This is a genomic window from Hyphomonas sp. (assembly GCF_022844445.1).
Classification (GTDB): domain Bacteria; phylum Pseudomonadota; class Alphaproteobacteria; order Caulobacterales; family Hyphomonadaceae; genus Hyphomonas.
Window position 1 is genome coordinate 378,238 of the sequence record NZ_JALHLS010000001.1, and the last position, 12,496, is coordinate 390,733.

Genomic DNA, 12,496 nt, shown 5'->3' on the forward strand with positions numbered 1-12,496 from the left:
GAATTGCAAGCTTGGCGCGCGGGAATGCTCAGTTCGGCGCCGCGCAGGTGCCGGTCCGGTGGCCGATCATGAGGGCTTCGGCCTCGGCGCCCGTCTCGCCGCTTGCCCCGTCCAGGTAGATCCGGCCGACAAAGCTGTCGCCGCCCTTGCTGACCGCGAAGGAGGCAATGCCGGTCATCGGCAGGCCCGAGAAATCGCAGGAGAGGTCGAAATCGATAGAGTAAGGCGTCGTGAACGTGTCGACGACACTGCAGCCTTCAAAATAGTCGACGAGGCCCTCGTCCAGCGTCACGTCCTCATCCTTCGACCAGCATTCATCAATCCGCTCGTGTTCCGGGGGAATTTCAGTCAGCTGTCCGTTGTTCGTCACGTTGAAGTAGACATCGGTTGTCGCCGTCCACATGCCCTTGGACACCTGCAGAGGCTCGCACAACGCCGGTGCTGCTGTCAGTATAAGAGGGGCAATCAGCAGGATGCGGCGCATGGGTGTCTCCAGGATTTACCCCGCAGACTGGTCGAGCCCGGGCCTTCCTGCAAGCGCGAATTACTAGACGTCCGTCTCGAATTCCAGCTCGACCGGCCCGGTCATGTAAACATGGTCGTCGCTCTCGCGCCATTCGATGTGGAGGTCCCCGCCGTCTACGATGACGCGGGCCTTGCGGCCGGTCAGCTTGGCGCGCGCCGCACACACCAGCGCCGCACAGGCGCCCGTGCCGCAGGCCTTGGTCAACCCTGCTCCGCGCTCCCAGACGCGTAGACGGATTGTCTGTTTGTCGAGGATCTGTGCAAAGCCGACATTCGTGCCCTGCGGGAACAGCGGATGGTTCTCTACCAGCGGTCCGATCTTCGGGATGTCATAGGCGTTGACGTCCTCAACGAAAAACACCGCATGCGGATTACCCATCGACACAACCGCCGGCAGCGCCAGGATCGGCTTGTCGATCGGCCCGATCTTCAGGTCGACGCCGCGCACATCCATTTTTTCCGACAACGGAATATCCGCCCAGCCCATCAGGGGCGAGCCCATATCCACCGTGATCAGCCCACCCTCGGCGCGGAAAGCCTTCAGCATGTCGGCTTCGGTCTGGATCGTGACGCGGTCCTTGCCGGTCTCTTCGAGGATCAGCTGGCCGACACAGCGCGAGGCATTGCCGCAGGCATGCACCTGGCCGCCATCGGCGTTCCAGATCCGCATGAATACGTCCTTGGTCGCATCGCGCTCCAGCGCGATCACCTGGTCGGCCTTCAGGTCGGCAGCAATCTGACGTATCTGCTCGACGCTCGGCGCGAAGGGCGTCGAGCGCGCGTCGAAAATGGCAAACGCGTTGCCGGCACCATTCATCTTCCAAAGCCTCATGGCCGCACTCCTAACGGGTTTCCGCACCGCCGGGAAGCGGTCGGCAGGCACCAAGCACCCTCATTTCGGCACCCGCGCGGAAACCACCCAGCCAGCGACCTGGATTGCCAGTGCGCTGATCAGGAAAAGCGGCATGATCTTGAAATTCACAAACAGAGCGACCGCCGCCGCCAGCATACAACCATAGTCCACAAGGTCGCTCGACATCAGCCACCCGAGCGGTCCCCGCGCCCGTCGCACATCCAGCAGTGTTACGCTCGGCCAGGTGCGGCCCATGTCCGGTGGGCCGAACACGGCCATCACCTGTTTCGGCTGCAGGATGCCCGTCATTTCCGCAAGATCCGACAGGCGCGCCTCACCTATCGCGATCGTGCGCTTGCGTGCGGATGTGCCCACGAGGCTCACCAGCGCCGAGAGGAATACCCCCAGCGCCATCGCAAACTCTGTGAAATCCACGTAAGGAAGATAGCCGCCCATCGGGGCCATATAGGGCGTCTTTCGCGGTTCGTCAGCAGGGCACCGGCAATCCGCTGGCCCGCCCTGCTCGGTTAAGACGGCTGGCGCCGAATGGCGCGAAGGCGTCTTCCCCGCGCTCCCCGCACTCCTTCTCCGGGCCGAGCGTCAGCGGGCGCGCGGAATGGCCGCCCAATAGTCGAAGTCGAGCAGCACGCCGTCGGCATACTTTCCGTTGGCATCCTTGTAGGCGAACAGGCCGGACGGTTGGTCCTTCACCGCAACGAGCCGCAGACGCAGCGCGCCGGCCGTCTCCGACAGCTCCGCCTTGTCCAGCACTTCACTCCACGCATAGATCGTGTCCCAAGCAAACAGCGGGCTCACATGGCTGCCCGCGTTGATCGCAAGCACCTGGCCGGCATTGGCAAGCCCGTTGAACGCCAGCGAGCGCGCAATCGAGATCACCACGCCGCCATAGATCAGCCGCTTGCCGAAGCGGCTTTGCTTCTGGCCATGGAAGTCGAAGTGCACCTTCGCGGTGTTCTGGTAGAGGCGCGTGGCAATCTGGTGCTCGGCCTCCTGGATCGTCATGCCGTCGGCATGGTCAATCTTCTCCCCGATCTCGTAATCCTCGTAGACATGCCGGCTGCCGGACTGGTCGAAAGGCCAGCTCTTCATCTCCAGCGCGCCAGACAAGTCCGAGGCTGCCACCGCGGCCGGCAGCGAGGGGACAACTTCCACCGGCGCGGGCGAAGCGGCATCGCGCTTGTTGACCATCACCCAACGCACATAGTTCAGCACGTCCTCGCCGCGCTGATTGACGCCTTTCGTCCGCACCCAGACGACCCCGGTCTTGCCGTTGGAATTCTCCTTTACGCCGATCACCTGACTTTCGGCGCGCAGCGTGTCGCCTGGCAGGACCGGCCTCAGGATATGACCATCAGCATAGCCGAGGTTCGCCACTGCGTTCAGCGAGATATCGGGAACCGTCTTGCCGAAGACGATGTGGAACGCATGCAGCGGATCGGCCGTAAGCCCCGGCAGGCCGGCTCCCTTGGCGAACTCGGCGGAGGAATACTGGGCATAACGATTGCCGGTCAGCGCGCGGTAGAGCGCAAGGTCGCCCTCGGTCACCGTTTGCGGCGTTGGATGCACCAGCGTCTCGCCGGGCTTGAAGTCTTCAAAGAAATTGCCGGGGTTCGACTTCGTCCCGGTCTTCAGATTTTTTGCCACGTCCCGCGTCTCCTGTTGGCCGGGGCACGTGTCAGGGCCGGAGCATCTGCTCCGCAACCCCGTTCGGCGCGCCCCGCGCTGTCTCAGCGAACACCTGCACCTGAGGAGCAGCCGAAATCAAGGCGGGCCCGGCAACCACCGAAGCAGTTACGAAACCGCCCGCCAGCGCCAGCATCACGGCCATCACTTGGGCATCACGGCGCTCGGAAAACTCCTCGAATGCGCGCGGCCCCATGACCATGTATGGCAGGCCGAAAGCGGCAAAGGCCGCAAAGGCGAGCAGCAGGACGGCAAGGGAGAGAGCAAGGGTAATCATCCGCCCACCCTGCCATGCCAAGGCTGATATTCGGCGAATCCGATCGGTGAAATTTGATCGATCGGCCTGCCGCCCGCCCGCGCTGCGACTGAATTACGCGCTTCAGACGATCTCCAGCAGCTTTTCGTTCGGCCGGCCTAGCACGGACTTCTCGCCATTGATGCCGATCGGGCGCTGGATCAGCTTCGGGTTCTCTGCCATTGCGGAATAGACCTCCTGATCGCTCGCGCCCTCGCTTAGTCCCGCCGCCTCGGCATCCTTCGCTCGCAGGAATTCACGCGGCGACTTCGCGCCCATCTTCTTCGCGATATCCTTCAGTTCTTCGATACTGAGGCGCTCCGCCAAGCTCATGTACTTGCGCACCTCAACCTTCACACCCCTCGCCTCCAGCAGCTCCAGCCCCTTCTTGGATGACCCGCAACCGGGATTGTGGATGAGAACATAGGTCATGGGAGACTCCTGCGTTTGCTGAATGTGGAGTTAGGGGCGGACGCAGTCTTGTCGAGTCCTCCCGGTGAGAGCCGCGGCGCAGCCCCCTGCCGAAATCCACTGAGATCAATCTCGCGCAGCGCTGCCCCGCCATCCGTCGACAGGCCGCCGGGCCGCGCCAGCGCCCCCCTTCAGCCTGGCGGCTTCCTCCGCCAGATGGCGCCCAGCCTGCATCCGATCTCCAGCACCCGGCTATTCGGTGTCAGCGAGACCGCCTCCGGAATCTCTGCGATCCTAGGGGAAAGCTGCCGGATCACTCAGTCCGCCAGCGCCCGGATCGCCTCGTCCAGCGCGACGGCGCGCCTGGCTTCATCAAGGTGCAACAGCTCCGTCATCTTGCCGTTGACCTTCAGCACGCCCTTGCCCGCATTGGCCGGATCGGCGAACGCGGCGATCACCGCGCGAGCCTGTTCCACATCGGCGCCCGAGGGCGCAAAAACGCGGTTGCATGCCTCGACTTGGGAAGGATGGATCAGCGTCTTGCCGTCAAAGCCGAGATCGCGGCCCTGTTCGCATTCGGCGGCAAAGCCCGTCTCGTTCTTGATGTCGTTGTAAACGCCGTCGATGGCTGTCAGGTTATAGGCGCGCGCCGCCGCCACCGACAGCTGCAGCGCCGTCTGGAAAGCGGCCCGTTCCGGGGTCATCCGGGCGCGATATTCCTTGGCAAGGTCGTTGGTGCCCATGACGAAAGTGGTGAGGTGCGAACCGACAGAGGCCGCCGCGATCTCGTGAATGTTGAGTATCGCCAGTGGCATCTCGATCATCACCCAGAGTGCGAAGCCGTCCCCTGCCCCCGCCTTTTTCAGCGCTGCGTCCAGCCGCTCGATGTCGCGCGCGCTCGTCACCTTCGGCGCCAGCACGGCATGCGCCCCGGACTTCACCGCCATTTCCAGATCCGCATGGCCCCACTCGGTATCGAGCCCGTTCATCCGCACGACCAGTTCGCGCTGGCCGTATCCGCCCGCGGCGAGCGCCGCAGCAATTGCCCCGCGTGCCTCGCCCTTCGCTTCGGGGGCGACCGCATCCTCAAGGTCGAGGATCAGCGTGTCGGCAGGAATCTCACGGGCTTTCTCGAGCGCGCGGGCATTGGCCCCCGGCATGTAGAGGCAGGAGCGGCGCGGACGATGGGCGGTGGACATGGGCGGGTTACCCCTTAAGAGCTGATGATCTGACACCGGAGCGATGCATCGCATGGCCGCACATGTCCAGATCAGGCGGGCCAACCCGCGCGATTTCGACGCGCTGGGTGCGGTTTTCCATGCCGCCGTCCGCGGCGGCGCTACCGCTTATACGCAGGCGCAGCGGGCCGCCTGGTCGCCTGCGCCGCGCGCCGGCGAGGCGTGGGCCGCCCATCTCGGCGCGCAGGCAGTCTGGCTGGCAGAAGACGCCGGCGAGGCGCTCGGCTTCATGACGCTGACGCCGGAAGGTTATGTGGACCTCGCCTACATCATAGCCCCCGCGCAGGGACGCGGCCTGTTCCGGCAACTCTACACCGCACTCGAGGACGAAGCGCGCGGCGCCCGTTTTGCCCGCCTCTGGACCGATGCCAGTCTGCATGCGAAGGCCCCCTTTGAAGCCGTTGGTTTCGTGGTCACCCGGCCCGAAACCGTGACGCGCGGCGGCGAGACGTTCAAACGCTTCCGGATGGAGAAGATCCTCGATGCCTGACACGGCCCTTCCCCCGATCAGCGGCTTCGTCGCCCCCGGCTTCGAAGCCGTGGAAGAGGTCTTCGCGGCCAATTTTGCCCGCGGCGAGGAACAGGGCGCCGGCTTCGCCGTGCTGCTGGACGGCGAGGTGATCATCGACCTTCACGGCGGCTGGGCCGACCGCGGAGGCATGAAGCCCTGGGATGCGCGCACCCTTGTGCCTGTCTACTCCACCACCAAGGGAATCGCGGCCCTCATCCTCGCCATGGCAGTTGAGGGCCTGCCCGGCGGGTACGAAACGCCCGTCGCCGAGGTCTGGCCGGAGTTTGTTGCTGCCGGAAAAGAGGCCATCACGATCGGCGAGGTGGCGAGCCATCAGGCGGGCCTGCCCGGCTTCATCGACCCCATTGACCCCGCCCTATGGCTCGACCCGCCGGCCTGCGCCGCCGCGCTTGCCGAGCTCGCGCCGATGTGGCCCCCGGGCACCGCACACGGTTACCATCCGCTGACCTGGGGCTATCTCGTCGGCGAGATCGTGGCCCGCATCACCGGCCGCACGCTGGGCACCATCCTGCGCGAGGACATCACCGCCCCGCTCGGCATCGACTTCCGCATCGGCCTGCCGGCAACCGAGCATGACCGCGTTGCCGAAATCCTGCGCCCCAAAGCGCTCGCCGACCTTGGCGAAATCACGCCGCCGCGCCGCGCCGCTTTCCTCACCAAATGGTCAGCGCCGGACCGGGGCGGCGCCATCTGGCGCGAGATCGAGATTCCCTCCGCCAACGGACATGGCACCGCCTCCGCCGTCGCGACGCTCTATCATGCCTACGCCCACACCGGCCTCATCGGCGGCAAGCGCCTGATACGCCCGGCGAGCTTCGCCGCGCTCACCAGCCCCCGCACCGACGGGCCGGACCTTGTCTTGCCGATGGTCACGCGCTTTGGCGCCGGCATCATGCACAACAACCTCGAAGCCTTCGGTCCTTTTACGGACGGCCTTGGCCATTGCGGCTGGGGAGGCTCGCTCGCCATCGCCTCGCCGTCGCGGGGGCTCACCTGCGCTTATGTGATGAACCGCCAGTCCAACAGCCTCGTCGGCGACCCGCGCGCCGTGCGCCTTGTTGAATCTGTGGCGGCGTGCCTCTGACACGATGCCCGGCGGGTTTGACTGGATCGGGTTCCTGATCGCCGTCGCGGTGATCGAACTGACGCCGGGACCCAACATGGGCTGGCTGGCCGCGCTGACGATGCGGGAGGGCAAGCGGCCCGCCTTGGCCGCCGTCGCCGGCATCACCACCGGCCTCTCACTGCAGCTCCTCGCCGCAGTCACAGGGCTGACGGCGCTGATCATCAGTGTGCCGAGCGTTCACCACCTGCTGCACTGGGCCGGCGTCGCCTTCATGCTCTACCTTGCCTGGGAGGCTTACTCAGACACGGGCTCGGTTGCCCTCGCCGCGTCCGGCCATGAGCGTGGCTTTCGCCGCGGCCTCATCGCCAACGTTCTGAACCCCAAGGCGCTGGCCTTCTATGTGCTGCTGATCAACCAGTTCGTGACCCCGGCAAGCCCCGCGCCGGTCTGGTTGCAGAGCCTGATCCTGGGAGCGATCCATCTCTCGGTCGCCACGCTCGTCCATCTCGGAATCGTGCTGTTGGCCGGGCGGCTAGGCGAGCGGCTCGAGCGCTGGCGTACTTCGTTCGCGGCGCGGTTAACCTTCGCTTGCCTTCTGGCGGCGATTGCTCTCTGGCTCGCCCTCACACCGCCGCGCACCTGAACTGCGTCTGGCACGTGCATTGCACTTCTGTTCTTCGAACGAACAGTGCTCTCATCAGCATTTGACGAACTTCGCGGCGGCGCCTTCCGGCTCCGCCGCTTTTTTTGTATCTCAAGCCGGCCGCGCGGCCCGCGCCAGGCGACGTGCTTTCGCATCGCCCATCAGGCTGTCGGCCGTGAAGATGACGAGCGCCGTCCAAATGAAGCCGAACGCAATGCCATGTGTCAGGCTGAACGCTTCCTTGAACACGAACACCGCGATCAGGAACTGCAGCGTCGGGCCAATATATTGCATCATGCCGATGGTGGAGAGCTTCAAGCGCTTGGCCGCCAGCGCGAACAGGATCAGTGGCACCGCCGTGATCGGCCCGGCTGCCATCAGCAGCGCGATGTCCCAGCCGCCATCCCCCATCCAGCGCCCGGGCACCTGCGTCGTCGCGAACCAGGCCAGCCAGCCCGCCGCCAGCGGCACGAGCAGCAACACCTCGACCAGGAACCCCGCCCGGCTGTCGATCACCACCTGCTTTCGGATCACGCCATAACAGGCAAAGGTCGAGCACAGCGCCAGCGCCACCCAGGGCACATGCCCGAAGGCGAACGCCATGATCGCGACACCCACAGTTGCCACCGCGACTGCCAGCCATTGCGCGGCCCGCAACTTCTCCGAAAAGATCAGCATGCCGAACAACACGTTGACCAGCGGGTTGATGTAGTAGCCGAGCGAAGCTTCTATCGCCCGTCCGGCATTCACTGACCAGATGTAAATCGCCCAGTTCGCCGCGATCAGGATGCTCGATAGTGCCAGCCATTTGAGGTTCGACCCCGTGAAGGCTGCCTTTACATCGCGCCAGTTCGCGGCAAGCGCAATCAGGATCACCGCCGTCGGCACCGACCAGATGATCCGGTGCGCCAGCAGCTCGAACGCACCGATATGGTTCATTGCGCGGATGTACAAAGGCAGGCTGCCCCAGATCAGGTAGCAGCCTAGGGCGGCGGCAAATCCAAGGCGGAGCGCGGCGTTCATGCGCGCACCCTATAGGCCGCTGCCCAAACCGGCGCCACCCGGATTTTGCGCCGCCCTGAAGGCTGGCCAACACCGCCTCCCGGCGCTAGGTCTTAAGTCGCAACCAGACCTTGGAGACGCCCAATGCTTCGCGCCCTCTTCACTGCCGCCAGCCTATTCGCCCTCAGCGCCGCCGCCACTGCCGAGACCACCCTGCTGACCGGCGGGCACGTCATCGATGTCGAGCGCGGCACGGTGATGAAGGACTATGACATCCTGGTCGAGAACGGTGCGATCAAGGCCGTCGGCCGCAAGGGCACGCTCGGCGCGTCCGGCGCCGCGAAGATCGACATGAAGGGCGCCTTCTTGCTGCCGGGCCTCTCCGATAGCCACGTCCACCTGACCAGCCGGTCTGACCTGCACGGCTATCGCCGCCTTGCCGTCTCCACGCCGCGCTCGGCCATCTCCGGCGTCGCCAATGCCGAGAAGACGCTTCGCGCCGGCTTCACCACTGTGCGCAATCTAGGAGGGCCCGGCTTCGCGGATGTGGACCTGAAGGACGCGATCGACACCGGAGAAATTCCCGGGCCCCGCATCATTCCGGCCGGCCAGTCCATCGGTATCACCGGCGGGCACTGTGACAACAACCTTCTTCCGTATGAGGATAATGCCATCGGGGGCGGCGTCGCCGACGGGCCCTGGGCCGTGCGCCAGAAGGTGCGCGAGAACAAGAAGTACGGCGCCGAAGTCATCAAGTTTTGCGGCACAGGCGGCGTGCTGTCGAAAGGCACCACCATCGGCGCGCAGCAGTTCACGCTTGAAGAGATGCAGGCCATCGTCAGCGAGGCTCATGAGCTGGGCATGAAGGTCGCCGTCCATGCCCATGGCGCGAAGGGCATCCAAACCGCCCTCGAAGCGGGCGTCGATTCGGTGGAGCATGCCAGCCTGATCTCCGACGAGAGCCTCGCCCTCGCTGTGAAGCAGGGTACGTTCCTGTCGATGGACATCTATGTGTCTGACTTCATACTTGGCGAAGGCGAAGCGGCCGGCATCCTCCCGGAATCGCTGGAGAAGGAAAAGATCGTCGGTCAGGCCCAGCGCGAGCGATTTCAAGCGGCCACCAAAGCCGGCGCCAAGATCGCGTTCGGCACCGACGCGGGTGTGTATACCCACGGCCTCAACGCGCGCCAGTTCGCCTTAATGGTAAAATGGGGCATGAGCCCGGCCGAGGCGATCCGGGCTGCCACGCTCGGAAATGCCGAACTCTTCGGCCTGAAAGACCAGATCGGAAGCCTCGCCGCGGGCAAACGCGCCGACATCATCGCGGTTGACGGTGATCCGCTGGCGGACGTTCGGCAACTTGAGGACGTCGACTTCGTGATGAAGGATGGTGCCGTGTTCTATAACGGGCTGGGTAAGTGACCGCTTCCCCTCTCTGTCTCCGGTGAGACTGGAGAGGAGCTGAGGCAAAGACAAAAAAGGGCCGCCCTCTCGGACGGCCCTTTCCGGTCTGACACCCCCCGGTGCCCCGCACAGCCGGGCGCAGCCCGGCCGCGGTCAGACGTTCTGTTATCCGCCGAACTTGTAGTTCAGGCGGGCACCAATGACGCGCGGCGCGCCGACATAGGTGAAGAAACTGCGGGTGTTCACCGGGCCGCCATTGGAATCGATGAGAACCTGGTTGAACAGCGGAGAGGAGACAACGCCGGTCTCATAGTATTCATCGAACAGGTTATTGACGAACAATGTCGCTTGCCATTGGCCGGCATCATAGACCGCCGAGGCATTGGCAACGCCAAAGCTGTCCAGCGTCAGTCCGCCGCCCCGGCCGCCGGTCCGGCTCAGCACGTCGCTCTGCCAGGCATAGCCGCCATTGAACGTCAGTGTGCGGCCGCTGGCGAGATCATGCACGTATGATCCGAATACGGAGAACTGGTCTTCGGGCGAGCCCGGGAGGCGGTCGCCGTCCTGGCCATCGAGCAGCACGGTGCCGAAGCCTGGCGGGCTGATCGTACCGACAAGACCCGGTGCGAGTGCCGTCAGCGAGGCTTCGGTATGACTGTAGCTGCCGCGCATCGAAAACGCATCCGTAACCACCCAGTTGCCACTGACCTCGAAGCCTTTGGTCTCCGCGCCATCGGCGTTCACTGTGATCGGGATCGAGGCATTGATCGTCGCCGAGGTGAGCTGCGGATCTTTCCATTCGATATAGTAAACCGCGCCGTTCAGTGTCACGCGGCCGTCGGCCAGCGTGGTCTTGGCGCCGAGTTCATAGTTGATCGTCTTGTCCGGCAGGTACTGCGTCTCGTCGCGGGTAGAGATGTCACCCGCGCCCGGTCCGAATTTCTGGCCTGGCTGAAGGGCGCAGGCCCCCTGAAGGTTGTTCAGCGGGTCAAAGGCCGGACATACGGCAAGGCCGTTGGCGTTGCCGATCCGGTAGCCCTGCGAAACGGTGAAGTAGCCGAGCATATCCTCTGTGAACTGATAAGAGGTGTTGAACTTGTAGAGCGTGCCTTCGTCCGACTGGCCGGTGCGTTCGGTGTCGTTGGGGCTGCCAGCTGCGAAGTCGTCCTTGAGGCTGGCCTCGAGCGAACTGACACCGACCGGGATGAAGCCGGCATCGAACAGCGGGAAGTCCACATCGCTGAAGGATTCAAGATCGTACTGATAATAACGTCCGCCGACCGTGACCGTCCACTTGTCAGTGATGTCATAACCGATTTCGCCGAAAACAGCCGACTCTTCGAGCTTCGAGTAAGCCTGCGAGAAGTACTCAAGATCATCTGGACGGTTGAAGCCGGCAAAGGCGGCGTAGCCCGGCGTGAACTCGGCAGAGTAACCAGCGCTTTCAAACCGGTTGTAGAAAGCGCCGGCGATCCAGTTGAGCGGGCCGTCAGTCGTCGAGACGAGGCGGAATTCCTGGTTGAAGCGCTCTTCCTTGCCCTTTTCGCGCGTGAACGACGTAAAGGTGGGGAAGGATTCGTAGCTGTATTCGAGTGTGATCAGCAGGTCAGACTGGTCGCGCTGGCCGTCATCGGCATAGCGCGAATAGCCGGTCGCCGAGGTGAGTTCGGCAAAGCCGAGATCACCGGTGAGCTCCAGCGCGAGCAATTGGTTGACGATCTCGTTTGGCTCTTCGACGCGTTTGGCGAGTTCGTACTTGTCGGTCGGAACGGTCGGCTGCTGGCTGGAGCCTCGGCGGCCTTCGATGTCGGACTTCTGGAAATAGTAGGTCAGCGTACCATCAAGCCAGGCGGTCGGCTCCCAGCGTGCGGCCAGACGGCCCGAAAGCACGTCCTCACCGTCAGCATCCTTCACACGGCGCGTGTTGGCGGCCACGTTTGCCGGATTGGAAAAGTTCGGATCCGGATCAGACACGCCGATTTCGCGGACCACAAAGGGATAATCGACGAAGCCGGTATCCTTCTCGTAGTCGAGCGAGCCGCGGATCGCAAAACTGGAACCTAGCGCCTTGTTGAAGGTGAAGCCGCCCTCATAGGACAGATCGTCAGCTTCGGAGTATTGCGAAACCTCTGTGCGGACATCCAGCGTGTCGCCAGCAAAGTCCGGCTTCTTCGGGAGGTACCGGATCGCGCCGCCAAGTGTGCCGGCACCGTAGAGTGTGCCCTGCGGTCCGAGCAGAACCTCGACGCGCTCAAGATCGTTGAGCTTCAGGTCGACAAAGATCGGGATCTCGCCGAGATAGGTCGCGACGGTGCCGCCGCCATCATTGTTGCCGTCACCGGAGCCAAGGCCATCGGCGTTGAGGCCGCGCACGATCAGCGGGTTGCCCTGCCGGCCACCGCGATCGACCACGTTGATGCCGGGTACATAGGCGAGGACGTCGGCGAGTTCGTCGAAGCCCTGCTCGGCAATCTGCTGCTCGCCGACGGCGGCGATGTTCAGCGGAATATCCTGCACGCTTTCGGCGCGGCGTGTGGCGGTAACCGTCACGGCCTGGACGCGAAGCTCGCTCTCGGTTTCGACAGCCTCCTGCGCGGCGGCGGTAAAGGCAAAGCTGGACGCAAGCACGGCGGCGCTGGCGGACAGAAGAAGATTCTTGCGGGACATGATTGGGATCCTTGCTTGCGGAGTTTGACGTCCGCCCCTCGTGCTGCAGTAGGGTGCACAAGCTGAAACGCGCGCAAGGTGGGCCAAGGGGCTCACTTCCAATTTTACGGCAGATGCAGCAAAAAGGACACATTTCCTTTCAATGTCGCGGCGTAT

At 64.0% G+C, this 12,496-nt stretch carries 13 protein-coding genes; 4 read left to right on the top strand and 9 right to left on the bottom strand.

The window, feature by feature from the left end; genetic code table 11:
• Positions 1-28 precede the first annotated feature (28 nt).
• From Q0C17_RS02040 to Q0C17_RS02070, 7 genes are all read right to left on the bottom strand, one after another.
• Positions 29-484, bottom strand: coding sequence for a hypothetical protein (locus Q0C17_RS02040; RefSeq protein WP_291200548.1), 456 nt, complete (start codon positions 482-484; stop codon positions 29-31).
• 63 nt (positions 485-547) lie between these two features.
• Positions 548-1,357: a diaminopimelate epimerase gene (gene dapF, locus Q0C17_RS02045; protein WP_291200551.1), complete on the bottom strand. Its 810-nt coding sequence runs from the start codon at positions 1,355-1,357 to the stop codon at positions 548-550.
• A gap of 60 nt (positions 1,358-1,417) precedes the next feature.
• Entirely contained in the window at positions 1,418-1,843 is a 426-nt protein-coding gene (locus tag Q0C17_RS02050; RefSeq protein ID WP_291200554.1) for a hypothetical protein, read from the bottom strand.
• Between the two features lie 135 nt (positions 1,844-1,978).
• A complete protein-coding gene (locus tag Q0C17_RS02055) occupies positions 1,979-3,043 on the bottom strand; it encodes a MaoC family dehydratase (RefSeq protein WP_291200557.1) in 1,065 nt (354 codons plus the stop codon).
• Between the two features lie 31 nt (positions 3,044-3,074).
• Entirely contained in the window at positions 3,075-3,359 is a 285-nt protein-coding gene (locus tag Q0C17_RS02060) for a hypothetical protein (protein WP_291200560.1), read from the bottom strand.
• A 102-nt stretch (positions 3,360-3,461) separates the two neighbouring features.
• Entirely contained in the window at positions 3,462-3,809 is a 348-nt protein-coding gene (locus tag Q0C17_RS02065; RefSeq protein WP_291200563.1) for an ArsC/Spx/MgsR family protein, read from the bottom strand.
• 296 nt (positions 3,810-4,105) lie between these two features.
• Positions 4,106-4,987, bottom strand: coding sequence for a CoA ester lyase (locus tag Q0C17_RS02070; RefSeq protein WP_291200566.1), 882 nt, complete (start codon positions 4,985-4,987; stop codon positions 4,106-4,108).
• Positions 4,988-5,039: 52 nt separating this feature from the next.
• On the opposite strand from Q0C17_RS02070, the gene Q0C17_RS02075 reads away from it, so the two are divergent.
• From Q0C17_RS02075 to Q0C17_RS02085, 3 genes are read left to right on the top strand one after another with little or no spacing between them, the layout of a single operon-like run.
• Entirely contained in the window at positions 5,040-5,516 is a 477-nt protein-coding gene (locus tag Q0C17_RS02075; protein ID WP_291200569.1) for a GNAT family N-acetyltransferase, read from the top strand.
• Positions 5,509-6,642, top strand: coding sequence for a serine hydrolase domain-containing protein (locus tag Q0C17_RS02080; protein WP_291200572.1), 1,134 nt, complete (start codon positions 5,509-5,511; stop codon positions 6,640-6,642). Before Q0C17_RS02075 ends, Q0C17_RS02080 begins: the two co-directional genes overlap by 8 nt.
• Positions 6,643-6,646: 4 nt before the next feature.
• Positions 6,647-7,267 (top strand): LysE family translocator, encoded by a 621-nt coding sequence (locus Q0C17_RS02085; protein ID WP_291200574.1) that lies wholly within the window; start codon positions 6,647-6,649, stop codon positions 7,265-7,267.
• 111 nt (positions 7,268-7,378) lie between these two features.
• On the opposite strand, the gene rarD is transcribed toward Q0C17_RS02085, so the two are convergent.
• Positions 7,379-8,290: an EamA family transporter RarD gene (rarD, locus tag Q0C17_RS02090; protein ID WP_291200577.1), complete on the bottom strand. Its 912-nt coding sequence runs from the start codon at positions 8,288-8,290 to the stop codon at positions 7,379-7,381.
• Positions 8,291-8,413: 123 nt separating this feature from the next.
• Between rarD and Q0C17_RS02095 the strand changes: the two genes are divergently transcribed.
• Entirely contained in the window at positions 8,414-9,691 is a 1,278-nt protein-coding gene (locus Q0C17_RS02095) for an amidohydrolase family protein (protein ID WP_291200580.1), read from the top strand.
• Positions 9,692-9,838: 147 nt separating this feature from the next.
• Here Q0C17_RS02095 and Q0C17_RS02100 read toward each other — a convergent pair whose 3' ends face one another.
• Positions 9,839-12,340 (bottom strand): TonB-dependent receptor, encoded by a 2,502-nt coding sequence (locus Q0C17_RS02100; RefSeq protein ID WP_291200583.1) that lies wholly within the window; start codon positions 12,338-12,340, stop codon positions 9,839-9,841.
• Positions 12,341-12,496: the final 156 nt, after the last annotated feature.

What these genes read in the sequence shown, in the direction of transcription:
- Q0C17_RS02040 (WP_291200548.1), bottom strand. Translation starts at nt 484, where the DNA reads ATGCGCCGCATCCTGCTGATTGCCCCTCTTATACTGACAGCAGCACCG.
- dapF (WP_291200551.1), bottom strand. Translation starts at nt 1,357, where the DNA reads ATGAGGCTTTGGAAGATGAATGGTGCCGGCAACGCGTTTGCCATTTTC.
- Q0C17_RS02050 (WP_291200554.1), bottom strand. Translation starts at nt 1,843, where the DNA reads ATGGCCCCGATGGGCGGCTATCTTCCTTACGTGGATTTCACAGAGTTT.
- Q0C17_RS02060 (WP_291200560.1), bottom strand. Translation starts at nt 3,359, where the DNA reads ATGATTACCCTTGCTCTCTCCCTTGCCGTCCTGCTGCTCGCCTTTGCG.
- Q0C17_RS02065 (WP_291200563.1), bottom strand. Translation starts at nt 3,809, where the DNA reads ATGACCTATGTTCTCATCCACAATCCCGGTTGCGGGTCATCCAAGAAG.
- Q0C17_RS02070 (WP_291200566.1), bottom strand. Translation starts at nt 4,987, where the DNA reads ATGTCCACCGCCCATCGTCCGCGCCGCTCCTGCCTCTACATGCCGGGG.
- Q0C17_RS02075 (WP_291200569.1), top strand. Translation starts at nt 5,040, where the DNA reads ATGGCCGCACATGTCCAGATCAGGCGGGCCAACCCGCGCGATTTCGAC.
- Q0C17_RS02080 (WP_291200572.1), top strand. Translation starts at nt 5,509, where the DNA reads ATGCCTGACACGGCCCTTCCCCCGATCAGCGGCTTCGTCGCCCCCGGC.
- Q0C17_RS02085 (WP_291200574.1), top strand. Translation starts at nt 6,647, where the DNA reads ATGCCCGGCGGGTTTGACTGGATCGGGTTCCTGATCGCCGTCGCGGTG.
- rarD (WP_291200577.1), bottom strand. Translation starts at nt 8,290, where the DNA reads ATGAACGCCGCGCTCCGCCTTGGATTTGCCGCCGCCCTAGGCTGCTAC.
- Q0C17_RS02095 (WP_291200580.1), top strand. Translation starts at nt 8,414, where the DNA reads ATGCTTCGCGCCCTCTTCACTGCCGCCAGCCTATTCGCCCTCAGCGCC.
- Q0C17_RS02100 (WP_291200583.1), bottom strand. Translation starts at nt 12,340, where the DNA reads ATGTCCCGCAAGAATCTTCTTCTGTCCGCCAGCGCCGCCGTGCTTGCG.